Source organism: Bacillus sp. SSR7 (assembly GCF_055902415.1).
Genome location: NZ_JBVVXV010000008.1, coordinates 53,482 through 78,243, shown reverse-complemented (window position 1 = coordinate 78,243; position 24,762 = coordinate 53,482). Strand labels below are relative to the sequence as shown.

Here is a 24,762-nt window from a genome sequence, read left to right as displayed (position 1 = left end):
AGATGAGTATTTTGCAAGGAATCCTTGATACGTATGCTCAGTTTTTCGACTTGGACATGTGGATTAAAGTGTTACAGGATCCAGTATCTTGGGGATTAATAGGTACACTTGTTGTACTTGAAGGATTGTTATCTGCTGATAATGCACTTGTATTAGCGGTAATGGTAAAACACCTTCCGGAAGAAAAACGTAAAAAAGCATTATTCTATGGACTTATTGGAGCTTATGTGTTCCGCTTTATTGCGATTGGAATTGGAATGTTCTTAATTAAATTAGCATGGGTAAAAGTGTTAGGTGCACTTTACTTAGCATGGCTTTCAGTTAAATACTTCATTGATAAAAGAAAAGGGAATGCAGAAGAAGAGGAAGCTCATGGTATGAACCAAAACAGTGTTCTCTTCAGAATGTTTGGTGTCTTCTGGGGAACAGTTGCGATGGTTGAATTAATGGATATCGCATTCTCTGTAGATAGCGTACTTGCTGCATTTGGTGTATCTAATGAAGTTTGGATTTTACTATTAGGCGGGATGCTAGGTATTTTAATGATGCGTGGTATTGCTGGTGTATTCTTAAAATTGTTAGAGCGTATTCCAGAGCTTGAAACGACAGCATACATTTTAATCCTAATTATTGCAGCAAAAATGTTATTGTCGGTTATTCATATTGAAATAAGCCATACAGTGTTCTTCATTATTTTAGTTGTAGCATTTGGAGCAACATTTATACTTCACTACATGAAGAATTCTGGACAAGCTAAAGAAGAAGTTGCAGCTACTAAAGAAGACAATAAATAATTGAAATGGGTTTGCTCGTTTTACGAGCGCCCATTTTTTATAACCAAAAATAGTTTATAATAGAAGAAAGACTTAGAAAAAAGTAAATGTTTTTGGAGGTGAACTGTTGTGTTTTCACGTTTTACACTTCAACCATATGCATTAAAAGATGAATCAGATTTAAAGCAATTTGAAACACTTTTAGAAAAACGTCCACAATATGAGCTGACAGAGAATGAGATGAAATTTAGTTATATAGCATGTCGAATCCTTGGCGTTCCTAATGATGTAGATGAATATTTTAATGAACTATTTGATTATAGTGAAGCGAAAGGAATCGAAGTTTTACACGAACAAAATTTAAACAAAGTGATCGATTCGGAAAAACTTCGTCATATTCAAGAAGTGTTCGGATTACACCAAGAAGCACCAAATGGTCTGACAGTAAATAGGTTAGTGGCACATTTATCTGGGAAACAACTTTTACCGAAAGTAGACAATCCTGACTTACAGCATTATATACATACGACTTTTATTTCAGTATTGAAATTATATGAGAAACAGCATAATCAGTCGTTAAAGACAGAAGGCTTCCGGCGTTTCTTAATCGACATAATTAAACTAAGCGAAAATTACGTAGCGAAGTGGTTCTCTACGATTAACTATAAGAAACAGATGCCGCGTATCATTTGGTACGGTGATGCACAGGAAAGCCGTATATATTTCTTATACTTTCTTATTATGCTCGGTTGTGATGTGCTTTATTATCACCCAGAAGGAAAAGATGGATTTGAGAATGTTGATGAAGAGGGAAGAACTTTTATTGTGTCTCATCCAGGCCGCATTGCTCTTGAACCATTCCCAGATCGTCGCCGCGAGCGTGTGGCAACAGTAGCGTATCAAGCTTCAAAAGAAATTGAGCAAGTACTTCACCACGATAATTCACTGCTGTACAAGCCGTGGCAATTCCGTTCCTATACGCCTGTAGCTCGTACACTAAAAACAACATATGATGAACTCTTTTTAATTACGAAAGAAAAGGCGTTTGTACGCCCGACATTCTTTGTTGAAAATAAACACATTTATATCCCTTCTTTATTTGCGAAAATATCAGGTGTTTCAAAGAATGATAAAGAGTATTTTCAAAGATTAAAGGCTGTTACATCATTTGATAACAGTTTATTAATTAATACATTTCCGTTTACGAAAGAACAAAAAGCAAATTTCCAATACCATTATCGAGATGCATTAGACCGCGGGGGAAAATTGCATCCAGATTTAATTATGAACAGTCATTGGTGGCCACACAAACGATTGCCAGAAGGATTACAACATGGTATTGCAGAAGCGATTATCCATACGTGTGAAAGTGAAATATGTAAACCAATTGCAAAAGAGACGAAACAAGATGTGGCGCTATATGTTTTCGCGCAACTTTCTCAAATACCACCAAATATTTTGGAACAGCTTGAGAAATTTGATTATTCACAAGATGTACCGAAAATTGTTATATTTAATAATGAGAAGAGTGGAGAGTTAACTCGTTCTGATGCTGTTTTATTACTATTTTTAAATCAAATTGGAGTAGATGTATTCCATTTCAATCCAACGGGAAGAAACGATATTGAACCATATATTGAAGCGGAGGCATTTGATTCACATTGGCTTGAAGAAGTTAATTTCGATCTTGAGTTTCATGGTTCATCAGCCTATAAAAATTTATCACAAACAATAAAAGGACTATTTCGTCCATTTTTATAAGGAAAGGGAGAATACCATATGAATAACCCAGTCGTACTAGATCCGAAAACAGAATTAAATGAGCAAACAGCACAAGATGTTCGCTTGCAACTGAGACAAGATGCGGATGTACAACGTATTTATAATGCGGTAGATATTAAAGATCAATTAGAATTAATTGAACTTGGAAAAGAACCTTCTATGGAAATTTCACGTTTTGCTGATCAAATCTTACATACGATGTCATTATCAAAGATAGAAGATTCTGGTGAATTATTAAAACAGCTTGGTAAAATTATGGACCGATTCGATAGCAAAGACTTTGCGGAAGAGAAAAGCGGTTTCTTCTCACGTATGTTCAAAAAAGCGGATAAAATGATTGAACAAATCTTTAGCAAATATCAAACGATGGGCCGTGAAATTGATAAAGTGTATGTGGAAATTACAAAGTATCAAGATGAAATGAAAAAATCAATTGGTACGTTAGATGGTTTATATGAGCAAAACTTAAAATATTATTTAGACTTAGAAAAATACGTAGTAGCAGGAGAAATGTTATTAGAGCGTTTAAATACAGAGTTAGTTCCGATGTATGAAGAGCGTGTACGTAATAATGATCAATTAGCAGGTATTGAATTAGAGTCGCTTAAAAACTCTGTTGAAATTTTAGAACAGCGTATTGATGATTTAGAAAAAGCACGTATGGTTGCGTTACTTACAGCACCACAAATTCGTATGATTCAACGTGGTAATAATAAATTAATTGGTAAAATCAATACAGCATTTATTACAACGATTCCTATCTTTAAAAATGGTATCATTCAAGCGGTAAATGCGAAGCGTCAAAAGCTTGTTGCAGATTCTATGGCTGAACTGGATCGCCGTACAAATGAATTACTTAAGAAAAATGCACAAAATATTGCGACGCAAAGTGTGGAAGTAGCGAGGTTATCAGGTTCTTCTAGTATTAAGATGGAAACACTTGAGGAAACTTGGAACATTATTTCAAGAGGTATGCAAGAAACACAACAAATTGAAGAGCAAAACAAACGTGAGCGTGAAGAAAGCCGCAAGCGTATGGCTACATTAACTGAAAACATTAAAAAAGAATTACAAGGGTAAATGAAAAGGCAATGAGGAAGAGTCCTCATTGCCTTTTAGTTTCTCTTCACTAATTTAATAATCTCATTCACAATAAGTGGAATGATACTTAATAAGAGAACAAATCCCCAATCTCGCATCGTTAATGCATGCACACCGAATATATTTGCAAGGGGCGGAATGGAGATGATACAAACTTGCATAAGAACACCGATAAGAAGGGAGAAGACTAAATATTTATTTGTAAAAATCCCAATTGAAAAGATTGATTTCGTTCTTGAACGCAAGTTAAATGAATGAACGAGCTGAGAAAAACTAAGAACGACAAATGCCATCGTTTGAGCGTGTAATAGAGCATCCTCATCAATTCGCTCTGGGAAAAGAGGGAATAAATTTGTATCTCCAGTATAGAACTTTGCTCCGGCGATAAAGGCTAGTAGCGTTAAAAGTCCAATGACAACTCCATTGAAAATAAGAAAAGGAACGCTACCGCTAAATAAGCTTTCTTTCGCATGTCGTGGTTTTTCCTTCATCACATCAGGATCTTCAGGATCAACCCCAAGTGATAATGCAGGAAGTGTATCTGTAATTAAATTCACCCACAAAATGTGAATAGGTCGTAGAGGTGTTGCCCAGCCAAGTAAAATGGCTAAAAATAAAGCGATAATTTCTCCGAAGTTACAAGAGAGTAGGAAGAGGATTGATTTTTTTATGTTACGATAAATATTTCTACCTTCCTCAACAGCCTTCACAATAGATGAGAAATTATCATCTGTTAACACGACATCTGCTGCCCCTTTTGCAACGTCTGTTCCTGTAATGCCCATCGCTACGCCAACATCCGCTTGCTTTAAAGATGGAGCGTCATTGACACCATCACCAGTCATAGAAACGATATTTCCTTTCGCGCGTAATGCTTTTACGATCTTTACTTTATGTTCTGGAGAGACCCTAGCGAATACATGTAAGCGATCAATTTTGTTTGCTAGTTCTGTATCTGAAATGTTGTCTAATTCAGTTCCAATCATAATTTCAGATATTTCTTCAGCAATGCCAAGTTCTTTAGCAATTGCAAAGGCGGTATCTTTATGGTCACCAGTAATCATAACTGTGCGAATACCGGCTTTTTTACATTCTGTAATGGAATCTTTCACTTCAGTTCGCGGTGGATCGATCATACCGACAAGACCAATAAAGATGAGATTTTCTTCGAGATGATCTATATCCACATCGTTTGAATTGTATTGTTTAAATGCGAATGAAAGTACTCTTAAAGCTTCTTGAGACATTGACCCAGCGGCTTCTAATATTTGATCTTTATCAGCATCTGTTAGAACCTCGATTTTACCGTTTTTTAATATGTGGGTACATCGAGGTAAGAGTTTATCGATAGCACCTTTCGTCATGCTATAGTAGCTTTCATTATATGTATGCACGGTTGACATCATTTTACGATCTGAATCGAAAGGCATCTCGTTAATGCGCTCATGTATCTTTTCTAAATGATCTTTTTGCATGTTAAAAGTGCTTCCAGCAACGAGAAGAGCAATTTCAGTCGGGTCTCCGGTTTGTGATTCGTTATTGTAAGACGCATCGTTACATAGCACCATATTTTCTAACAATAGACGTTGCGCATCATTATTTGCATTTAAATTTTCTAAATAATCATATGTGTTATCACTATAAAAGTGAGTAACGGTCATTTTATTTTGCGTTAACGTACCTGTTTTATCTGAACAAATGATTGTGACAGAACCGAGAGCTTCAACAGCTGGTAGTTTACGAATAATAACGTTTTGTTTAATCATGCGCTGCACACCAATTGCAAGAACGATGGAAACGATAGCTGGCAAACCTTCCGGAATAGCTGCAACGGCTAAACTAATTGCAGTCATAAACATTTCTAGTGTATCTCGTCCTTGTAAAAAGCCGATGAGAAACATCACGATACAAATCGCTACAGCAACAAAGCCTAAATACTTTCCGACTTGTGCTAAGCTTTTTTGAAGTGGTGTCATATCATCGTCTGCTTCATGTAAAAGGGTTGCAATCTTACCAATTTGTGATTTCATACCAGTTTCAACAGCAATACCGACGCCTCTTCCGTATGTTACAAGAGTAGACATAAAGGCCATATTTTTTTGATCGCCGAGTGGTACTTGTTCATCACTTTGCATGGAAGGGTGGTAGATTGCATCTTTATCAACAGGGACAGATTCACCAGTTAGAGCAGATTCTTCAACTTTTAAATTTGCGGTTTCGATTAGGCGTAAATCACATGGGATATATCGTCCGGCATCGAGCATAACGATATCACCTGGAACGACGTGCTCAGATGGAATTTCTCTTAGTTCACCATTTCGCTTGACGATAGCTTTAGGTGTCGCCATCTTTTTCAATGCTTCTAAAGCTTGTTCCGCTTTTGATTCTTGGACGACGCCAATAACAGCGTTTAAAACGACAACGAGCGCAATAATACTTGCATCAGCCCATTCACCTACAAAGGCTGAAATAAGGGCAGCAATAATAAGGACATATACGAGGACGTCATTAATTTGAGCGAAAATACGCTGCCATAAAGTGCGTTTTTGTTTTGTAGCTAATTCATTAAAACCATATTGCTTTAAACGTTCATTTACAATTTCATCTGTTAAACCGTGTTGTTCATTTGTTTCTAGGTCGATTAATGTTTGATCTTTCGTCTTACTGTACCAATTGCTCATAAGTAAGCACCTCCAGTAAAAACAGTTAGCAATGGTAGTGTTGCTATTATTTGTGAGTAGTATGTATGGAGGAAAAAATCTAAGGTGGGGTTCTACTTCTATTGTACAATATTTTACAGTTGGTTGAGGGAAAGAGAAGAGTTGTCATGAATTTGTTGGAAATAAAAAAGAGCCTCATAAGGAGGCTTTTTACTTTTTAATTAATGTACCTAATTCTTCTGTAATAGCTTGCATTTCACTAATGCTGAATGTTTCACGTTTCATAACATGCTCATAAATGTCACGTAAGTCTTCGTACATTTCTTCATTAAAGCTAGCAGCTCTCATCGCTCCAGCATTAACCATACGTAATTTTTCTTTAATAGCTTCGACCATATATTCAACGTTTTCTTCTGACTTTACGGATAAATCCACCGAAGTGTCCCCCTTTAAAATAACATAAGGCTATCTTAACATTTTTTATCATTTTCGTTAATGAATCTTTTCAATCCTATTAAATTAGTAGGAATTTCCTTTATATTCACTAATTGGTTGTTTATACTATAAGTATATATAAAGAAATGCACCAAGAAGGGAAGAAACAAAATATGGTTCAAGTATTGTTTGTTTGTCTTGGGAACATTTGCCGTTCTCCGATGGCAGAAGCGATTTTTCGAGATCTTGTCGTAAAAGAGGGACTCGAAGAGAAAATTGTCATTGATTCTGCAGGAACTGGAGATTGGCATGTTGGCCATCCGCCACATAAAGGAACACAAAAAATTTTAAAAGAAAATGCAGTCACTTTTGAAGGAATTAAAGCAAGGCAAGTAGAAAAAGAAGACTTAACAAAGTTTGATTATATTATTGCCATGGACAACAAGAATATAGCAGATTTAAAAAGTTTAGGTAAAACTGGAGGCTATATTGGTAGGCTGTCCGATTTTGTTCCAGACGGTGGCTGGACAGACGTTCCCGACCCTTACTATACAGGGAATTTCCAAGAAGTGTATGACCTTGTAACAGAAGGGTGTGCAAAGCTATTAGCTTTCATTCGAAATGAACAAGGAATATGAGGAAGCTTAGAAAGAAATACTTTCTAACATAAGAAATGAAAGGGTGAAGGAATATGGCAAAGAAAAATAATATTGCTCGAAACATTGCGATTGGTGTAGCTGCAGGTGTAGCTGTATCTATGTTGAAGAAAGAAAACCGTGAAAAAGTAAAAAATACTGCAGAAAAAGCAAAAACAAAGATGATTGAAATTGGTGAAAATGCAAAGATCAAAGAAAAAGTGCAAACTGTTACAGATAAAGGGCGCGAACTTGCTGATTTAAATGTAGTGAAAGCGAAAGTAGCAGAAATTAAAAAATTGACGCCGTCTGTTGTAGAGACGTTAAAAGAAACGAAAGAAATTTTTAGTAAGAAAAAGGTTGAGCCAGCAGAGAAGCCAGAAACGATTGAAATTCAAGCTGTATCTCCAAAAGTAGATGAATTGAAAGCAGAAGAAGAGCCAGTAGTTGCTGAAGATGGCGGTATGAAAGAAGCGCGTGAACTATTTATGAAAGACTCCAATGTAGAGGAAAAAAAAACTGAAGCGTACATTGAGTTGAAACAAGATAAAGAAGAGAAGAAAAGCGTTTAACCATATATGAGAAAAATTTTAGAAAAGGTGAGAAGAAATCGTACGTATTCGTTTGGTAAAGATTTGTATGACCGGACGATGCGCGATGATGTAGCGGGCTTGGCAGCACAGCTCGCTTATTTCTTCTTGCTTGCGATTTTTCCTGGGCTTGTTTTCTTAATTACGCTTCTTGGATTCATTGACCTTCAAACAGAAAGTGTGCTCAATTTATTAGAACCGTACGTACCCGAAGATGCAATGTCTTTAATTGAAGTAAACGTTGATAAAGTTGTAAACCAGCAAAATGGTGGTTTATTATCATTTGGTTTATTATCGATGTTATGGTTTGCTTCAAACGGGGTAAATGCGGTTATGAATGCTTTTAACCGTGCGTATGATGTAACAGAAACGCGTTCTTTTATTAAAACGAGAGCGTTATCAATTGTGTTTACATTAGCGATTATTTTTATGATTGTGTTTGCGTTAATTGTTCCAGTGTTTGGACAAGTCATTGGGGCAGCGGTATTTAAAGCAATTGGTTTATCGGATAGTTTTTCTTACGTGTGGAGCATTACACGATTAGTAGCGAGTTTCTTCGTACTATTTGCGTTGTTTAGTTTTTTATATACATTTGCACCAGATCGAAAGTTGAAAAGAAGAGAAGTCATTTCAGGAGCAACATTTGCTACTGTAGGATGGATTGTGGTATCGTACTCATTTGCATATTATGTAGATAAGTTTGCGAATTACGCGAATACATATGGTGGTCTCGGTGGTATTATTATTTTAATGTTATGGTTTTATTTAACTGGATGGGTAATTTTGCTTGGCGGTGAAATTAATGGTTTACTCCATCATTATAGGACCGGTGACAATAATTCCCGTAATGAAAAGTGAGCTTTTGTTCCATAATAATAAGGAACAGGGGGGATATTTCATGAGTAATAATAAAAAGAATCACAACAATAAAAATAACAATAAACAAAAGAGTAGTTCGCATCCAAAGCATAAAACGAGTGGTAGTGCGAATGGGCATAATAGCTACCATTAGAAAAAACGGGTCCTCTATGAGGGACCCGTTCTTATTTATTTCCTTTTAATAATCGTAAGCCATTCAAAATAACAAGAATCGTACTTCCTTCATGCCCGATAACACCGAATGGAAGAGCTAAAAATTGTAAGAAGTTTGAACAAATGAGCATTGCAATTACAGCTAGTGAAAAGATCACGTTTTGCTTTACAATACGGTTCATTCGCTTTGATAAACGGATTGCTTGTGAAAGTCGAGATAACTCATTTTTCATAAGTACAACGTCTGCCGTTTCTAAAGCTACGTCTGTTCCTTCTCCCATCGCTACACCAATGCTAGCGGTAGCGAGTGCAGGGGCATCATTTATACCATCTCCGACCATTGCTACTGTCCCGTATTTTCCTTTTAGCTTTTTAATCGTTTCAACCTTTGTTTCTGGTAAGCATGATGCGTAATACTCCTTTATGTTACTTTCAGAGGCAATAGCTTTTGCTGTTTCTTCATTATCTCCAGTAATCATAATGGCTTCGACACCGATGCTTTGTAATTCGCGAATAGCAGCTATTGTCTCTTGGCGAAGAGTATCTTTTAAAGCGATAAGTCCAAGGATGCCATCCTCATCACTAATATAAACGACAGTTTTACCTTCTTTTTCAAGTGAGGCAGAAATACCATTATGAAATGTCTTTGTTTCTTCACCGATAAAATCAGCTTTACCTATTTTATAAGCTTTGTTTTCGAATATTCCTTTTAGCCCAAAACCAGTTACATCTTCAACGTTTTCTGGTTTTTGTAATGTAATGTCATACGCATGTTTTGCATATTTCACGATAGATTCAGCTAAAGGATGTGTAGAATGACTTTCAATTGCTGCTGTAATAGAAAGTACTTCTTTTTCTGTCATATTTTCTCTAACATATACATCTGTTACAGTAGGTTTTCCTTCTGTTAATGTTCCTGTTTTATCAAAGGCAATTGCTTTTACTGAAGCGAGACGTTCTAAATGTATGCCACCTTTAAAGAGAATTCCGTTTCTTGCGCCGTTAGAAATAGCAGATAACGTTGCTGGTGTAATGGCAGCAACGAGTGCACAAGGAGATGCGACTACAAGTAAAATCATAGCGCGATAAAACGTTTCATTCCAGCTCCAATCCAGCAAGAAATGAGGGACGAACATCATAAGCGCAACAACGAGTAGTACACCTTTTACATATGTTCCTTCAAACTTTTCGATGAATAGTTGTGATGGTGATTTTTCACTTTGTGCACTTTGAACGAGACGAATAATCTTTTGGAATAATGTTTGATCGCTCGGCTTGGTAATTTTAACTTCGATAGCACCGCGTAAATTTACAGTACCAGCAAATACTTCATCACCATATTTTTTTTCATTTGGAATAGGTTCACCAGTAATCGCCGCCTCATCGATATTTGTTTCACCGCTATGAATCGTACCGTCAGCAGGAACGCGCTCACCTGGCTTAATTAGAATAATGTCGTTAATTTGTAATCGTCCAACAGGAACACGTTCCTCGGTTCCATTTGAAATACGTAATGCTTCTTCAGGTTGTAGATCAAGAAGCGCTGAAATTTCTTTTTGGCTTTTACTTAATGTATAAGATTCCATCGCACCGCTTAGTGCGAAGATAAAGATTAAAATTGCACCTTCTGCCCAGTAGCCAATGATTGCAGCGCCGATAGCAGCAAAGAGCATAAGCATTTCGACATTTAGCTCTTTCTCTTCGATGGTATCTTCAATACCTTCTTTCGCTTTTGCATATCCACCAACTATATAAGCAAGGATATAGCAAGTAATGCCTACATTCATTACATTGTTCTTTGTGAATAACCAGCCAGCTAAAATGAAAATACCAGATGCGATTGCAAATATAAGTTCATAATGTTTCTTTAATGTATCCCATAAAGAGGGATGAGAAATAGACTTTTGTACTTGTAATGTTTTTACTTCTGAGTTCATTACTACTCGCTCCTTCCAAATTCTTATTGAGAAAAAGAATCAAAATCGAAACCCCTATAAAACGACGAAAGCTGCCATCCATAATGGATAGCAGCATTTCTGTTGAAACTGATTTTAATAGTTATTATGTTGTAATTATTCTATAGTATAGCACATGTTTTCGTTAGATGATATGTTTTTGTTTGTTTAGAAACTGAAAACTTGTGTTTTCTCAATTCCTTTGGTATATATGAATACTGTTCATAAAAAGGTCGGAAAGGAAGACAACAAGTGAAGACAGAGAAATTTTTTACCCATCCGATTGGCGTGTTTATTGCTGCAATAGTAGCAACTTTTTTATGGGGAAGCGCATTTCCTTTTATTAAATTAAGTTATGCTGAACTTGGAATTCAGCCACAAGAAGTTGGGGAGCAAATATTATTTGCTGGCTATCGTTTCTTTTTATCTGGGGTTATGCTTTTATTCTTCTTTAAAGTGTTAGGAAAAGATATGAACTTTAAAAAAGGAACGGGGAAGCAGTTAGTACAAATTGGTTTATTTCAAACATTTCTTCAATATATATGTTTTTATATTGGGATGAGTTATAGCTCTGGTATTGAAGGAGCTATCATTTCAGGAACATCATCATTCTTTCAAATTTTACTCGCGCACTTCTTATATAAAGATGATGCTCTCAATATGAGAAAAATAATTGGAGTCTCTATCGGATTTTGTGGTGTCGTTTTAGTAAATGTACCGAGTGATGGTAGTTTGTCATTCCATTTCGGAATCGGTAGTTTATTACTTCTTAGTGCAGCAATGTTGTATTCATATGGGAATATATTAGCGAAAGAAGGAAGTAAAACATTAGATGTTGGCTATATGACAGCCTACCAAATGATTTTTGGTTCTATCGGACTATTATGTATAGGTGTTTTGCAAGTTGGAGTCATGCCATTTACATTTAATATACATGCAATACTTATGCTGATTTACTTATCTTTCTTATCCGCAGCAGGATTTTGCATTTGGAATACAATTATGAAGTATAACAAGGTTGGAAAAGTATCAATGTACATGTTCTTCATACCCGTATTTGGTGTGTTATTATCGAGCATGATTTTAGGAGAAGCGATTCATTCATTCGTACTATTCGGTTTAGCGTGTGTAGCTGCGGGAATTATTGTGGTGAATCGGACACCAGCTAAGCAAAAAATAGAGCAAGAAAAACAAGTAGCATAGACAAAGGGAAGACGATTACAATGGAAGAACAGTACTGTTCTTCTTTTTTTGTATAGAAAAAGGATAATAGACTAGGTGTCACGAAAAAAGATACAAAAAGCATTTATTGGGGAGAACATATTATGAATCTACTTTACATGGTGTTAATTGGACAAATCATTCTTTTTTTAATGGGTGCAATGTACGCAATAGGGCAGACAAAAAAGACAAGAAATAATATGCCGTTACCTTTAGCGGTACGTCTTATTCTTAGTTTTTCTTTAACAGCAAGTGCAATTTGGATATGGTTACAAGATCCATCAGTAGATTATAGTACGTGGGTTGCACTAGGTATGACGTTATCAACTGTAGGGGATTTATTTATGGCAGGTTTAATTCCAATTGGTCACAGGCTAATTGGAGGGATGATTACTTTCGCGCTTGCGCATTGTTTTTATGTAAAAGCATTTTTGCAAACAGGCATTTCATGGAATGGTTTTTGGATTGGTTTACTCGTATACGGACTTTTTCTCATTATAGGATGGTTCTTCTTTATTCGAAATGAGAAACAAGATAAATTGTTTACGATAGGAGCGCTAATTTACGGATTGTGGGTTGGAGGAATGGCTTGCTTTGCGTTCGCCTTATACTATGAGAATACAGGAATATGGTGGATACCAGCTTTTGGTGGCTTACTATTTGTCATTTCTGATTTTATTATTGGCGTAACAGATATTGGAGGGCGCAAATTAAAGTATGAACCACTTTGGATTTGGTTTACATATGTAGCGGCTCAAATGTGTATTGTATATGTGGGAATATAAAAAGATACTCTTCGAATAGTGTATAGACTATTTGAAGGGTATCTTTTTTGTTACTATGCTACAATATTTTTTTGTTGTAGAGCAGAAAGGCTGTATTCATCTGCTGCTTTATAACCTTGGGATAATAAATCATTGATGTAAAGCTTGTTGTAAATAAAGCAGAAGACTAAGTTAGAGAATCCGAATGTAAACATACTAGCGACTAAAATAATTAAAAACCATTTCCAGTCTCCACGGAATATAGCAGGGAAGAAACCAAAGAAAAATACAGTCCAACTAAAACCAATTTTTGCTTGTTTAATTTGACCGGTATTTTCATTTTTAAGCATAACTTTCATAGAAAAAATCCTCCTAAGTAACTAAAAATATAATGATAAATGCAAGATATAGTATATCAAAATAATACATTCTTGAATATTATTATTTGTATTTTTGTAATATTATAATTGTGTAATTCAGAATTTTGTGGAAAATACATGGTTGAAGTCTTTATAATAAAAGTAAAAAGATAATGAGATGGTGGAATGATGCAAAAGAAAAAACGTTTGCGTGAATTCTTTGGAACAATTGCAATTGCTTGTTTGCTCGTGTCTTTGGCGAAAATTTTCGTGTTTTTTCCTACGACTGTAAAAGGGGCGTCTATGAAGCCAACGTTACAAGATGGGGATAAGGTGATTGTGAATAAGTTGGCAAAGCAATTTGAAAGTTATGGGAGAGAAGATATTATTGTTGTAAAGACAGATAATTTTTATGTGAAAAGGGTTATTGGTTTGCCTGGCGATGTTATTGAGGTGAGAAATGATCAATTATATGTGAATCATGAAGTGATAGAGGAAGCGTATTTGTATAGTAATAAAAAACAGGCTGAAAAAAAACTTATGAATTTAACGGAGGACTTTGGACCGATTACAGTTCCTAAAAATAAGATTTTTGTTATGGGAGATAATCGCTTAATAAGCAGAGATAGTAGAAATGGTTTAGGACTCATTGATAAAGCGGATGTATTAGGAGAATTAGCGGCAATTTATTATCCATTTGAACATATGAAAATAATGAATTAAAGTAAAAAACCAAGCAAATTTCAGTTTGCTTGGTTTTTTATCCCGCTTTAATGGGCAGTAAGACCCTCACCTCAAAATTCAGTGAAAGCAAGGAAGTTAGGTGGGGGTCGGGCTGCCCATTAAAGTCCGATTGGTTCAACTAATAATCAGTGGGGGATGAAGCCCCCCACTGATTAAAGTTTCACTTTATGTTAAATCGTAGGAGACTCATTAAATTCATAGACGTCTTCATTGTTTTTGTTCGTACTTAAAACGAATTTGTGCTGCAATAGTTGCAGTTTAAAGAATGCTAACGGATCGTGATAAGTTTCTGGGTTGCTTCTTAGCGTTGCTAATGTTTGCTCGTCTTCCTGTATTTCAAGTTGAGCGGCTTCTACATTTTGCTTCAATATGCTAAGTGGATCTTTAAAGAACATCATGATATCTCGTTCTAATGCGCCTTCAAATACTTCAAATTGAAGGAAGAATTGTTTTGAGATTGTTTGAGCAATTTCCGTATAATCTTCCGTTTCAATGTATTGTTTATATTTGTTTGCAAGCATAGATTGATTTTTTTGCATGTTACCAAACAGTTTTCCTGCACTCTTTAAGAAAAATTGTGTCGGTGTAAAGCGTAATAAAATATTGATGTTCGATACTGTAATTCTATTTGTCATACGTACAACATCTCGATGCCAATCATCTAGTAATTTGAAATCGCAAGGAAGTTTCATACGTTCTTCTTTATATAATTTATTAAACGTTTCACTCATTTCATCTAAATAAGATTGAGCTTGAATAAATTCATTATGAGCTGTTTCAATCCACTCTTGAATAAATCCAGTAAATTTAGGGAGAAGCACTTGCTGTACATGTTTTTGAATTCGTTCGTTCATCGCAGTATTTAATTCTTCATGAACTAATTTGAAATCACTATCTTCTTGAACAAGGTCAGAGCAGCTCTGTAATAATTCAGGAATTTGAGAATGAATATCTCGTGTGATTTCTTCTTTCGTTAAAAGATAAGATTCTGTAATAGAACGAATTTTATCTTTTTCAAGAGCAGTGAGATTGTTAATAAATCCGTTTAGTTTTACTGAGATATGTTTATTCCAACGTACTGATTTGACTAATGTATTTTCTAATTCCACACGTTCATTTACAAGGTATGCGATGGTCTTTTGAGTAAACCATATTAGTTTTTCGATACGTTCTTGTTCTATATCGCGTTCTGCTAGATTAGAAAGAATAGACTCTGTCACGTCCCCAAGTTGTTGGCTCCCCTCTTGTGAAGGAGAGTATGGGAAGAACTGCGCATTTGGGAAATGGACTTTCATCTTACTCATTAGTTTTTCGTTCGTATCCGCACTATTTGTGTGTAATACGAAATGAATTTGTAAGTTCGGTACTTGTTCACGTAAATAAAGTAATGTATCAAGTTCTTCACCATGTAACGATGAAGCAGAATTTAATACGTAAATAAGGCTATCTGCGGCTTGTAAGTATTCAAAATATGAGCTGTTTTTATCCACTTGTCCTTGAACAGATGGTGTAACAAGAAATGCAAATTTATTCTTTCTCAAAAATCTACTTGGTAATTTAATTTCTATACATTTGTTTTCAAGTTCTGATTGTTCAGGTGTAGCCATTATTTGATGGAATTCATCAAAGTTTGGTATATTGTGCACATCTAACGCAGTGAATTCTGTTATTTCAGTTTGGCTATCATCTTTAAATAGAATAGGAGTTGTTATAGTTTCAGTTAAGATGTTCTCTCCTAATATTGAATTGACGAATGATAATTTATCATGGTCACTAGTTCCCGCAATTAGTAATTTTGTAACATTTAAATCACATAGTTCATGAACGAGTAACGTAAATTGATGACTTAAATCTACATCATTTTTTTCAGCCCATACAGCAATTGTTTCGAATAAATGAGAAACAGTTTCCATATTCACATTTGTTTCAGCTGTTGAATTAGAGAGTAGGGCTCCTGCACTTTTTACGAGTAATGACTCTAAAGTTGTAGGTGAAACTTCATTCCACGCTAACACTGCAGCAGAGACGAATAGGGCGTCTTTTGCTCTCGTTAAACTAAACCAATTTGTTAATAAGTCAGGTACAAGTCCTTGCATTTCATGCATGAAATGTTCACCAGTAATTAATTCAAAGTACGTATCTTGATAGCGTTCAACAATTTCATGCCAATCGTCATTGTTGTCTGTTTCAATATGTAAGAATAAATGATTTATTGTTTGAATCCAAGGTAGATGCGATTTTTCATTTTGATAGCTATTCCAAAGAGCGATAACAAGTTCCTTAAATTGGACTTGATCAATTGCATATAAAGCTTTTAAAGATTCATAGAAATATTCTGGTTTGATTTGTTTCGTAAATCCTTGATTCACATAATTAATTAAAGTATCGAACCAATGTAATGATTTTGTTCGAATTCCTTCTTGAACGGCAAGTTCGATGGCGTTATTCCAATCTTCTTGTTTTTCATAGAACGAGCGAGCAATTGAAGTAATATTTGGATAGTCAGGTTGAAATGCAACAGCTTCACTAATCGTCTTAAATGCTAGACCTAAACGATCTTGTTCGATATAAAGAGAAAGAAGTTGTAAGGAAACTTCCATTGTAAGAGTGGTATCTTCCGTTTGGATAGATTGATACATTTCTTCTGCTTTTGGTAAGAATCCTAGTTCAAAATAAGCATCTGCAATATTTTTGGTTGCCCAAAGTGCAAGTTCGTTATTTACTTTCTCCCATTTAAATATCGCTGCTTCAAAGTCTTTATTTTGGTAATACAATTCACCTTGAGCAAAGCGAATATTAGAAATGTTGGAGAATTCATTTGTAGATTCATTTATATATGCTTCACCGAGTACTTCTGATACTGGAGTAGAAGTTTCTTCTGTTAAAAATGTTTTATAGTAAACCTTTTGGATAAATTGATTTTCAATGGTCATGTTCGTTCCCCCTGTATAATTTAGAAAAATGATGTTGTATGTAAAGGGTGCATGTTCTTTTAATAGGTAGAAGTTGCATTATATCGACCAAACTATGTTTTTGCTAGGTATATCATTTTTCCTGAGAGTTAAACCGTTGCGAAAAGTAACTTTCCTTTATTGTAACAAAAAAATAAGCATATGAATTTTTATTTTTTAATCCCGGTATTTGTGGATAGTAAGATTAGCCCTTCAAGAAGAGATAGATATAAGGGAAGAAGGCGGGAGTCTAGCGCATGATTGATGTGTACTAAGAATGAGAGAGGTCACTGATTAATAGTTCAATTTCCTCCTGCTAAAGGAATGGATAGAAGTAGAGTTCATTATAAAAACAATGTATAGTGAATATGTATACCATGTTTGTCTGAAAGATAGAAAGGGCACAATATGGAATAACGATCGTGTATAGGATGTGTCTTCCGAATGGAACAACATATTGGCGAGTTAATCGCACATTATGGGTATTTTGGAATTATTATAGCTTTGGCCGGTGGGATTGTTGGATTACCGATACCAGACGAGTTTTTATTGACTTTCGTTGGTTATAACGTTTCAAAAGGAGTTATGTCAGGAACTGCTGTTTTTTTAAGTGGGATGGCTGGTGCGATGTTAGGCATTACATTAAGCTACATATTAGGTTTAAAACTTGGACTCCCTGTTTTAAAAAAATATGGACCGAAAATTAGAATTAAGGAACATCACATTGAAAAAACACATATTTTATTTGAAAAATATGGCCCATTTCTTTTAATAGTTGGTTATTTTATCCCAGGAGTACGTCATTTAACAGCATATTTTGCTGGGATGTCGAATTTAACACTTTGGCGTTTTTGTTTGTACGCTTACGGTGGTGCGTTTATTTGGATAAGTGTTTTTATTGGACTTGGCTGGAAGTTAGGAGAGAAGTGGCGTTTCGTTGAGTATAGTTTGCATCATTATGGAATATGGATTTTATCCATTTCAGTAGTTGTTACATGTGTCGTATGGTTTTACATAAAGAAAAAGAAAAACCGCGAGTAGCGGTTTTTTTAGCTGAAAGCAATAAATAGTACACCAGCTGTAATAAAGACAACACCAATACCAGTCATAAAGTTTAATTTTTCGCCGAGTATAATCATAGCGAGAATGATAGAAAATACGACGCTTAATTTATCGACAGGAGCTACTTGTGAAACTTTTCCTGTTTTAAGGGCAAGAAAATAAAATAGCCATGACGAAGCACCTGCAACTCCACTTAATGTGATAAAAAGCAGTGCTTTTTTATTTAGAAGTACGTCGCTAATATTTTGAAATTTACCTTGTATAATAATAACGCCTACCATAAATAATGCCATGATAATAGAACGAACCGTCGTAGCAACATTGGCATCGATTCCATCTAAACCAATCTTACCGAAAATAGATACAAGGGCAGCAGCAATTGCTGATAATAGTGCGAATAAGAGCCATGAACTCATAGTAAAATTCCTCCAATCTTACATTATTATACATGAAAATCATTCTCATGTATAAAGTAAATGGGGTTTTACCGCCTCGCAAAGAGCTGGATAGATAACGAAATAATCCCCACCTTATATTTTTCATAAGGTGGGGATTATTATACTACTCTGCAATTTCTTCATATAAAAAGTACGTTACATTATAAATATGTTCTACTTCATCATCTGTCATAAACAATAATTCGTCACGCTCAATCCCTTTTTTCTTTTCGATAAACTCAATCATGTTTTTACGTTCTTCTCTTTTCATCAATTTTATTTCTCCTCTCAATCTGTTTTAATACAGTTTATTTAAGTTACTGCTATTATATAACAGAATCTTTAGAAAGTTCCACCTATTTTATTGTTTTTTTCAGAAGAACTTTTCGACAAAACAAGCCCACCTAAAGGGGGGCTTGTTTCACTTTATAGTCGTAAAAACTCGGGCTCCGTCGTGCCGGCACCATCGATGTAATAAATTGTATCGGGGTTGATTTTAATTAGTACATAATTAGGGTCTTCAGGACCGAGTAACCAACGCTTTAAGCTATTATTCCAAAACTTGTTTTTTAATGTGGAGTCTTCCTCGATGGAGGCTAAGCCTTCCACTTCGATATAATCTTCATCTAATTTTTTTCCTTCACGACCAAGTAGTACATGTACATTTGGATTGTTTTCAATATCTGTTATCTTTTTTGATTGTCGATCTGTTGCAACATACAGTACAAAATCTTCGTGGAAAAACATCATAAAGGCGCTATGAGGTTTCTCATTTCGTACTGTAGATAATACACCGGTACGTTGACCTTGAATAATAGTTGCGATTTTTTCTTTTAAGTGCATAATTTTAACCCCTTTTCATAATTTATAATTCTGTCTGTTTCAACAAGATAATTTAAATATCTTTCATACTGTTTTCTTCAATCCGATTTTTTAAACGCAATTGTGATGAAATCGGACAAGTTAGGAGAAGAATAATAATAATATCGAGGAGAAATACATACGATGGAAGGATGAAAAGCATGTTTAATAAAATATTTCTTATAGTAGCGCTTATAGGTGTACCACTGTCTGTACTTGGGAAAACACTACATTGGCCTCAAACAATTATGTTCGCTGTGTATTGTATTACGATTATCGCATTAGCGGGTTTTATGGGGAGAGCGACAGAAAGTTTGGCAATTGTATCTGGTCCTAGAATAGGTGGATTATTAAATGCTACTTTCGGTAACGCTGTTGAACTAATCATTTCAATTTTTGCACTTCAGGCAGGATTAATTGAGGTGGTGTTAGCTTCTTTAACGGGTTCTGTACTTGGAAATTTATTATTAGTAGGAGGGCTATCCTTCTTTGTAGGGGGGCTTAAATATAAAAGACAAAGTTTTAATGTGTATGATGCAAGGCATAATTCAGCTTTATTAATCTTTGCTGTAGTAGTAGCATTTGTTATTCCAGAGATTTTTTCAATGAAGATGGACGCTGGAAAGACGTATCAGTTAAGTATTGGTGTTTCGATTATTATGATTATTATGTACCTTGCTGCATTGCTATTTAAGTTAGTTACGCACCGTGGTGTATATCAGCATAAAAGTGATGAAGTCGCTCATGAGGAAGAACCAGAGTGGTCGAAAGGGAAAGCACTACTCATTTTAGCGATAGCAACAATTGCGGTAGCGTATGTATCAGAGGCGCTCGTGCATACATTTGAGACAGTTGCAAAATCATTTGGTTGGTCAGAACTATTTATAGGGGTTATTATCGTCGCAATTGTTGGTAATGCAGCGGAACATGCATCTGCAATTATTATGGCGTATAAAAATAAAGTAAATATTGCAGTTGAGATTGCAATAGGTTCTACATTACAAATTGCCATGTTTGTTGCTCCTGTATTAGTACTGCTTTCTATGTTTTTCACGCAAAGGATGCCTTTAGTATTTACGATACCAGAACTTGTTTCTATGATTACAGCTGTTTTTTTAACGATTGCGATTTCAAATGATGGAGATACAAATTGGTTTGAAGGTGGTACTTTATTAGCAGCGTATGTCATTATGGGAATTGGTTTTTATTTATTATGAAAAATAGGCATAACAATTGTGCCCAGAGAAAACAATAAACAAAGTAGTATATATACCTTTACATAGGAAGGAGCCAGACAGGTGAAACGAGTATACAGCATATGTCTTTCAACTATGGTCTCGTTTATTCTATTATTTCCTAACATGAGTTTTGCAAAGACAACGGTAGAAACAAAAATGCCTTCATCTGTTTTAAATATTTCTAAAGACAATACGTTTCCGAATGATGCGCAAGATTTACCGCGTTTGCAGCCGAGTAAGTTTGCTCAAGAACTATTGAAAACAGCAAATATTAAAATTGAAAACCCAGACTTAATTCGAATGTTTAATGAAACGACAATTTCGAATGCACCGCTTGCGGTAGGGTACCGAGCGAAGATTTATTTAGGTCAATGGGCTTTGCATTATGAATCGGTTGATACATCGATTAATTGGGAATATAAACAAGTAAATCGCAATGTGTATGATAATCGAGGAGGAGATCGCCTATATCCGCTACGCTATAAGCAAGAAACGCAAAAGACGGTTGAAGGCGATTTAACAGCAGATATGAAAGATGCTGCAGATGTGAAGAAAATGATGCTTCTCAAAGCACTTGAAAAGGTACAATTGCCGCTTTCATTTAAAACGACCATTGGTTATGGTACCGGACATGAGCGTGTGTATAATATTAGTCCGAGTCAACTTGGATATTTATATGCTTATACACCAGCAGTAAATGAAAAAGGGAAAGTAACATTTGGAGAAGTATACCTTGTATTAAAGGGAAATCAAAAAAGGCTTGTTGTAAAAAATATTACTTCTCAAGGAATTGGAGCGGCTATTCCAATTCATGATCATTTATTCTTTAAATTCATTTCTTCTTCTCACTCGCAATAACATGAAAAAACGTCAGCTTATAAGCTGACGTTTTTTTATAATGTAATGTTTGCTGTTTTTGATAAGAAGTCTTCTGTCGGATAGTAGCTGTTTTTTACAAGAACATTTGGTCCAAGACATTTTACTGCAGGACAGTGGCAGCTTAATGATTTTGCTGTTTTTGAAGCACTCCATTTTTCATATGCTTCTTGTAATGTGTTTGTTTGTATGTTTCCTAGAAGTGGAACATCACCAAAGTCCGTCACAATAATATTTCCATCGAAAATATTTACATTTAAACGAGAACGGCCATCTGGATCATTACGAACAGTTACATTTTTGCTCTCTTGTAACTTTTTAAATGTGGCAATGTCTCGCTCGTCATCGCTACAAGCATAGAAAGGTAAAGTTCCAAATAACATCCATACATTTTCATCGCGAATTTCTAGTAAATGCTCAATCGTATCACGAATTTCAGCTTTTGTTAAAATCTCTAGATTACTCGCGAAGTCACTTGGATACATGGGGTGAACTTCATGACGTTTACAGCCCATTTCTTCGACGATTTGGCGGTGAATATGTTCAATATGTGGTAGAGTTCTTTTGTTTAGCATTGTTTCGGCCGATACAAGTACACCTGCATCTGATAGAGCCTTACTATTTGTAATCATTCTTTCGAATAATTTTGCACGTTGTTCGTAAGTAGGCTTACGCTCCATCATTGCAAATCCGCCTTCAACGAAGTCGTCAATTGTTCCCCAGTTATGAGAGATATGCAATACGTCTAAATAAGGAATAATCTGTTCGTAACGTGCTAAATCTATAGTTAAGTTAGAGTTGATTTGAGTGCGAACGCCTCGTTCATGGGCATATTTTAAGAGTGGTGTTACATAGTTGTCGACGGATTTTTTTGAAAGCATAGGTTCGCCGCCAGTAATACTTAAAGAACGTAAATGAGGAATCTCATCTAATCGTTTTAATAAAAGATCCATCGGAAGCGGATTTGGGTCTTTCGGCTGTAACGTGTAACCAACAGCGCAATGCTCACAGCGCATGTTGCATAACGTCGTCGTTGTAAATTCAACATTTGTTAATAGTAGTTTGCCGTACTCTTCAAGGTCCATATACGCTTCCCATGGATCGTAAGAAGGAGTAATCGGCTTCATTTTTTGTGATATCGTCATATGAAATACTCCTTTGACTATTGAAATAACAATTTGTCCATTCTCTATAATAGAAGAATATGTGCTTTTTATAAAGTGAAACTTTTTAGCATGGAAAGAGAGAGGGCTTACATTATAGTGGATGACTGTGACAAAATTGATGAAATTTCATGCCCATAGCAATCGTTTTTGCGGTATAATAAAAGCAACTCGAATTAAAAGGAGAGTGCCTTCATGGGAAAAGCAATTCAAGATAAAGATACACAATTAGTATATTTAAAAGAACGTTTAAATATGTTCATTGAAGTAATTGATACAATTGAACCTGAAGAAGTAGAATTAGAAGATGTAGATCGTCTTCTTGCAATGTTAGATGAATTAGAATTAAAATGTGAGCAATTTAAAAAAGACGAATAATATATTAAAAAGGCTACCAATTCTAATTTGGTAGCCTTTTTCTGTTCGGGTAATAGAAGGACGATAGAAAAAGAGGTATAATCAAGTTGTGAAAAATTTCATTTATGTTTTAATAGCGTGAAACAAATAAAAAGCTAAAGAGCATAAAGATGGGATTTTCAGCTCATAACGTTTTGGTAGCGTTCACAATTGAGGGGGAAGTAACAATGGAAAAGCTTCAAGAAAGCATGTATCAACTAATTGTTGAAACGTCAACGAACTTACCGAAAGATGTTCGTCGTGCGATTCAACAAGCGAAAGAGCGAGAAAATGCAGGGACTCGTTCTGCGATGGCACTTGGCACAATTACAAATAATATTAAAATGGCTGATGATAACATCTCACCGATTTGCCAAGATACAGGGATGCCAACGTTTAAAATTTATACACCAGTTGGTGTGAATCAATTAAAGTTGAAGGAAGCTATCTATAATGCGCTTGAGCGGGCGACAAAAGATGGTAAACTTCGTCCCAATTCTGTTGATTCTCTTTTTGGAGATAATAGTGGAAATAATTTAGGACCAGGTACACCGGTGATTAAGTTTGAACAATGGGAACAAGATTATATTGATGCACGTTTAATCCTAAAAGGTGGTGGCTGTGAGAATAAAAATATTCAATATAGCTTACCGTGTGAACTAGAAGGACTTGGACGAGCTGGCCGTGATTTAGAAGGGATTCGTAAATGCCTTCTTCATGCAGTATATCAAGCACAAGGTCAAGGATGTAGTGCAGGTGTAATTGGTGTTGGTATCGGGGGAGACCGTACATCAGGTTACGAATTAGCAAAAAATCAATTATTCCGTACATTAGATGATGTCAATCCAATCCCAGAATTACAAAAACTTGAAGAGTACGTATTAGAAAATGCAAATAAGCTTGGTATTGGTACGATGGGATTTGGCGGAGAAACAACTTTACTTGGTTGTAAAATTGGCGTGTATAACCGTCTACCAGCTAGCTTCTACGTATCTGTGGCGTACAATTGTTGGGCATATCGCCGCCTTGGCGTAACAATCCATCCTGAAACAGGAGAAATTATGGATTGGCTATATCAAGAAGGTGAGGATACACTTCAGCAAGAAGCGCAAGAAAAAACAGAGCAACGTGAGATCGTATTACAAGCACCAATTACAGAAGAGCAAATTCGTGAACTTCGCGTTGGTGATGTTGTAACAATTAATGGCATGATGTATACAGGTCGTGACGCAATTCATAAGCATTTAATGGATAACGATTGTCCAGTAGATTTAAATGGACAAGTTATTTATCACTGTGGCCCAGTTGTTGTGAAAGATGAAAATGACAATTGGCAAATTAAAGCGGCAGGTCCAACGACAAGTATTCGTGAAGAACCGTACCAAGGTGATATTATGAAGAAATTCGGTATTAGAGCTGTCATTGGAAAAGGCGGTATGGGTGCGAAAACATTAGCAGCTTTAGAAGAACACGGCGGTGTATATTTAAATGCAATCGGTGGTGCAGCGCAATATTATGCTGAATGTATTAAAGAAGTGAAAGATGTTGATTTCTTACAATTCGGTATTCCAGAGGCAATGTGGCATTTACGTATCGATGGATTTAAAGCAGTTGTAACAATGGATTCTCACGGTAATAGCTTACATGCAGATGTTGATAAAACATCACTTGAAAAATTAGCTAGCTTTAAAGAGCCAGTATTTAAGTAAACAAAAATGCATCTCGAA

The 24,762-nt window shown here is 35.5% G+C and carries 23 protein-coding genes; 14 read left to right on the top strand and 9 right to left on the bottom strand.

Annotated elements, in window-relative coordinates:
• Positions 1-2: 2 nt before the first annotated feature.
• From AC0NJG_RS15945 to AC0NJG_RS15935, 3 genes are all read left to right on the top strand, one after another.
• Positions 3-794: a TerC family protein gene (locus tag AC0NJG_RS15945; RefSeq protein WP_000025699.1), complete on the top strand. Its 792-nt coding sequence runs from the start codon at positions 3-5 to the stop codon at positions 792-794.
• Positions 795-902: 108 nt separating this feature from the next.
• Positions 903-2,534, top strand: coding sequence for a YceG family protein (locus AC0NJG_RS15940; protein ID WP_087952025.1), 1,632 nt, complete (start codon positions 903-905; stop codon positions 2,532-2,534).
• Positions 2,535-2,552: 18 nt separating this feature from the next.
• Entirely contained in the window at positions 2,553-3,635 is a 1,083-nt protein-coding gene (locus AC0NJG_RS15935; protein ID WP_001064409.1) for a toxic anion resistance protein, read from the top strand.
• 35 nt (positions 3,636-3,670) lie between these two features.
• Here the strand turns inward: AC0NJG_RS15935 and AC0NJG_RS15930 are convergent, their stop codons facing one another.
• Together AC0NJG_RS15930 and AC0NJG_RS15925 are read right to left on the bottom strand one after the other, a co-directional pair.
• On the bottom strand, positions 3,671-6,337 hold the full coding sequence (locus AC0NJG_RS15930; RefSeq protein ID WP_143880749.1) for a cation-translocating P-type ATPase: 2,667 nt from the start codon (positions 6,335-6,337) through the stop codon (positions 3,671-3,673).
• 189 nt (positions 6,338-6,526) lie between these two features.
• The gene (locus AC0NJG_RS15925; protein WP_000366197.1) at positions 6,527-6,751 is read right to left on the bottom strand and encodes a DUF1128 domain-containing protein; all 225 of its coding nucleotides are present in this window, start codon (positions 6,749-6,751) and stop codon (positions 6,527-6,529) included.
• Positions 6,752-6,924: 173 nt separating this feature from the next.
• On the opposite strand from AC0NJG_RS15925, the gene AC0NJG_RS15920 reads away from it, so the two are divergent.
• From AC0NJG_RS15920 to AC0NJG_RS15910, 3 genes are read left to right on the top strand one after another with little or no spacing between them, the layout of a single operon-like run.
• A complete protein-coding gene (locus tag AC0NJG_RS15920) occupies positions 6,925-7,389 on the top strand; it encodes a low molecular weight protein-tyrosine-phosphatase (protein ID WP_000250910.1) in 465 nt (154 codons plus the stop codon).
• Between the two features lie 53 nt (positions 7,390-7,442).
• Positions 7,443-7,958: a DUF4075 domain-containing protein gene (locus AC0NJG_RS15915; protein ID WP_001085393.1), complete on the top strand. Its 516-nt coding sequence runs from the start codon at positions 7,443-7,445 to the stop codon at positions 7,956-7,958.
• Between the two features lie 6 nt (positions 7,959-7,964).
• Positions 7,965-8,834, top strand: a complete 870-nt coding sequence (locus AC0NJG_RS15910) for a YihY/virulence factor BrkB family protein (protein WP_001226533.1) — start codon at positions 7,965-7,967, stop codon at positions 8,832-8,834.
• Between the two features lie 185 nt (positions 8,835-9,019).
• Here the strand turns inward: AC0NJG_RS15910 and AC0NJG_RS15905 are convergent, their stop codons facing one another.
• Positions 9,020-10,945 carry a heavy metal translocating P-type ATPase gene (locus tag AC0NJG_RS15905; protein WP_087994756.1) on the bottom strand — a complete coding sequence of 642 codons (1,926 nt, stop codon included), beginning with the start codon at positions 10,943-10,945 and terminating at the stop codon, positions 9,020-9,022.
• 270 nt (positions 10,946-11,215) lie between these two features.
• On the opposite strand from AC0NJG_RS15905, the gene AC0NJG_RS15900 reads away from it, so the two are divergent.
• Both AC0NJG_RS15900 and AC0NJG_RS15895 read left to right on the top strand, forming a co-directional pair.
• Positions 11,216-12,166 carry a DMT family transporter gene (locus AC0NJG_RS15900; protein WP_087952032.1) on the top strand — a complete coding sequence of 317 codons (951 nt, stop codon included), beginning with the start codon at positions 11,216-11,218 and terminating at the stop codon, positions 12,164-12,166.
• A 122-nt stretch (positions 12,167-12,288) separates the two neighbouring features.
• On the top strand, positions 12,289-12,969 hold the full coding sequence (locus AC0NJG_RS15895) for a lysoplasmalogenase (protein ID WP_087952033.1): 681 nt from the start codon (positions 12,289-12,291) through the stop codon (positions 12,967-12,969).
• Between the two features lie 53 nt (positions 12,970-13,022).
• Here AC0NJG_RS15895 and AC0NJG_RS15890 read toward each other — a convergent pair whose 3' ends face one another.
• Positions 13,023-13,307 carry a hypothetical protein gene (locus AC0NJG_RS15890; protein ID WP_000867043.1) on the bottom strand — a complete coding sequence of 95 codons (285 nt, stop codon included), beginning with the start codon at positions 13,305-13,307 and terminating at the stop codon, positions 13,023-13,025.
• A gap of 186 nt (positions 13,308-13,493) precedes the next feature.
• Between AC0NJG_RS15890 and lepB the strand changes: the two genes are divergently transcribed.
• Positions 13,494-14,030 carry a signal peptidase I gene (lepB, locus tag AC0NJG_RS15885; protein ID WP_173602260.1) on the top strand — a complete coding sequence of 179 codons (537 nt, stop codon included), beginning with the start codon at positions 13,494-13,496 and terminating at the stop codon, positions 14,028-14,030.
• A gap of 191 nt (positions 14,031-14,221) precedes the next feature.
• Here the strand turns inward: lepB and AC0NJG_RS15880 are convergent, their stop codons facing one another.
• Positions 14,222-16,984: a tetratricopeptide repeat protein gene (locus AC0NJG_RS15880; protein WP_087994755.1), complete on the bottom strand. Its 2,763-nt coding sequence runs from the start codon at positions 16,982-16,984 to the stop codon at positions 14,222-14,224.
• Between the two features lie 462 nt (positions 16,985-17,446).
• On the opposite strand from AC0NJG_RS15880, the gene AC0NJG_RS15875 reads away from it, so the two are divergent.
• Entirely contained in the window at positions 17,447-18,043 is a 597-nt protein-coding gene (locus tag AC0NJG_RS15875) for a DedA family protein (RefSeq protein ID WP_208735200.1), read from the top strand.
• A gap of 8 nt (positions 18,044-18,051) precedes the next feature.
• Here AC0NJG_RS15875 and AC0NJG_RS15870 read toward each other — a convergent pair whose 3' ends face one another.
• From AC0NJG_RS15870 to AC0NJG_RS15860, 3 genes are all read right to left on the bottom strand, one after another.
• The gene (locus tag AC0NJG_RS15870) at positions 18,052-18,480 is read right to left on the bottom strand and encodes an EamA family transporter (protein ID WP_474063215.1); all 429 of its coding nucleotides are present in this window, start codon (positions 18,478-18,480) and stop codon (positions 18,052-18,054) included.
• Between the two features lie 145 nt (positions 18,481-18,625).
• Positions 18,626-18,772: a BH0509 family protein gene (locus tag AC0NJG_RS15865; RefSeq protein WP_000817786.1), complete on the bottom strand. Its 147-nt coding sequence runs from the start codon at positions 18,770-18,772 to the stop codon at positions 18,626-18,628.
• Positions 18,773-18,927: 155 nt separating this feature from the next.
• Entirely contained in the window at positions 18,928-19,344 is a 417-nt protein-coding gene (locus tag AC0NJG_RS15860; protein ID WP_000550219.1) for a pyridoxamine 5'-phosphate oxidase family protein, read from the bottom strand.
• A 179-nt stretch (positions 19,345-19,523) separates the two neighbouring features.
• Between AC0NJG_RS15860 and cax the strand changes: the two genes are divergently transcribed.
• Both cax and AC0NJG_RS15850 read left to right on the top strand, forming a co-directional pair.
• Positions 19,524-20,579: a calcium/proton exchanger gene (gene cax, locus AC0NJG_RS15855; protein ID WP_000482144.1), complete on the top strand. Its 1,056-nt coding sequence runs from the start codon at positions 19,524-19,526 to the stop codon at positions 20,577-20,579.
• 81 nt (positions 20,580-20,660) lie between these two features.
• Entirely contained in the window at positions 20,661-21,458 is a 798-nt protein-coding gene (locus AC0NJG_RS15850; RefSeq protein ID WP_061685941.1) for a YfkD famly protein, read from the top strand.
• Between the two features lie 35 nt (positions 21,459-21,493).
• Here the strand turns inward: AC0NJG_RS15850 and yfkAB are convergent, their stop codons facing one another.
• Positions 21,494-22,621 (bottom strand): radical SAM/CxCxxxxC motif protein YfkAB, encoded by a 1,128-nt coding sequence (gene yfkAB, locus AC0NJG_RS15845; RefSeq protein ID WP_474063214.1) that lies wholly within the window; start codon positions 22,619-22,621, stop codon positions 21,494-21,496.
• A gap of 213 nt (positions 22,622-22,834) precedes the next feature.
• Between yfkAB and AC0NJG_RS15840 the strand changes: the two genes are divergently transcribed.
• Together AC0NJG_RS15840 and fumA are read left to right on the top strand one after the other, a co-directional pair.
• Positions 22,835-23,017: an SE1561 family protein gene (locus AC0NJG_RS15840; RefSeq protein ID WP_000513558.1), complete on the top strand. Its 183-nt coding sequence runs from the start codon at positions 22,835-22,837 to the stop codon at positions 23,015-23,017.
• A gap of 206 nt (positions 23,018-23,223) precedes the next feature.
• Entirely contained in the window at positions 23,224-24,744 is a 1,521-nt protein-coding gene (fumA, locus tag AC0NJG_RS15835) for a class I fumarate hydratase (protein ID WP_087952036.1), read from the top strand.
• Positions 24,745-24,762 lie beyond the last annotated feature (18 nt).